Source organism: Teichococcus deserti (assembly GCF_001982615.1).
Classification (GTDB): domain Bacteria; phylum Pseudomonadota; class Alphaproteobacteria; order Acetobacterales; family Acetobacteraceae; genus Pseudoroseomonas; species Pseudoroseomonas deserti.
This window is the reverse complement of record NZ_MLCO01000539.1, coordinates 1-1,552: the sequence shown is the minus strand read 5'-3', so window position 1 is coordinate 1,552 and position 1,552 is coordinate 1. Positions and strand designations below refer to the sequence as shown.

The 1,552-nt window shown below is 70.4% G+C and carries 1 protein-coding gene and 1 pseudogene; both read left to right on the top strand.

The genetic code is table 11. The features are described 5' to 3' along the window. A pseudogene (locus BKE38_RS29870) lies at positions 1-352 on the top strand (cell division protein FtsA); the annotation flags it as partial. A 58-nt stretch (positions 353-410) separates the two neighbouring features. After that, on the top strand, positions 411-1,552 hold a 1,142-nt coding region (gene ftsZ, locus BKE38_RS29865; RefSeq protein ID WP_076960695.1), incomplete at its 3' end, for a cell division protein FtsZ.

Here is a 1,552-nt window from a genome sequence, read left to right as displayed (position 1 = left end):
CATCATCCGGCCGCGAATCGAGGAGACGCTGGAGCTGGTGCGCGACCGCCTTGATGCGGCAGCGCTCGGCCGCGACGCCGGCGCGCGAGTCGTGCTGACCGGCGGCGCCAGCCAGCTCGTCGGATTGCGCGAGCTCGCCGCGCAGATCCTGGACAGACCCGTGCGGCTCGGACGTCCCGCGCCGATCCGCGGCCTGCCCGAATCCGCTCAGGGGCCCGATTTCGCGACCACGCTCGGGCTCGTCGCCTGGGGAACGGGCGAAGGTCGCCCGTTGCTCGACATCGATCCGGGGGCAGATCGCGTAAACGGTCGATTTGCCCGCTTCGTCAACTGGCTTCGCGATCGCGTCTGAGGCAAACTGTGCCCCGCCCGCGACACCCCATGCCCGCTACCCGAGGAGAAACGCTGCCATGACGCTGAACCTGACCATCCCGCGCCAGCAGCACACGGATTTCAGTCCGCGAATCACGGTGGTGGGCGTCGGCGGTGCCGGCTGCAATGCCGTCAACAACATGATCGCCATGGGACTCGACGGCGTCGAATTCCTGGTGGCCAACACCGACGCGCAGGCGCTGGTCCACAGCCGCGCCGAACGCCGCGTGCAGCTCGGCCCGCATCTGACGCAAGGCCTCGGCGCCGGCGCCAAGCCGGAGATCGGCCGCGCCGCCGCGGAAGAGGCGACCGAGGACCTGGCGCGCCATCTCGAAGGCATGCACATGGTCTTCATCACGGCGGGCATGGGTGGTGGTACGGGCACGGGCGCGGCGCCGGTGATCGCGCGCATGGCGCGTGAGCGTGGCATCCTGACGGTGGGCGTGGTGACGCGTCCCTTCGACTTCGAGGGACCCAAGCGCAAGCGCGCGGCGGAAGCGGGCCTCGAAGAGCTGCAGACCTATGTCGACACGCTGATCGTCATCCCGAACCAGAATCTGTTCCGCAAGGCGAACGAGCGTACCACCTTCGCCGAGGCCTTCAAGATGGCCGACGACGTGCTGCACATGGGCGTGCGCGGCGTCACCGACCTGATGGTCAATCCGGGCCTGGTCAATCTCGACTTCGCCGACATCCGCACCGTCATGGCCGAGATGGGCAAGGCGATGATGGGCACCGGCGAGGCCGAGGGCGAGGACCGCGCCGTCAAGGCCGCCGAGGCCGCGATCAACAACCCGCTGCTCGAGGACACCTCGATGCTCGGCGCCAAGGGTGTGCTGATCAACATCACCGGCGGCTATGACATGACGCTGTTCGAGGTGGACGAGGCGGCGAATCGCATCCGCCGCGAGGTCGACGAGGAAGCCAACATCATCTTCGGCTCCTCGGTGGACGAGGACATGAACGGCCGGCTGCGCGTCTCGGTGGTCGCCACCGGCATCGACGCCCTGCCCGAGGTCGGCGCGGCCGAGCGGCCGAAGCTGGTTGCCGTCGGCGGCGGCGCCCCGGTGCAGGCGGTCTCGACCGCCCAGGTGGCGCCGGCCGCCGCTGCGCCGCGCGGCGTCCCCGGCGCGCCCGCCGCCCGCCCGGCGATGCCGCAGCCGGTCCGCGCCGGGGACGC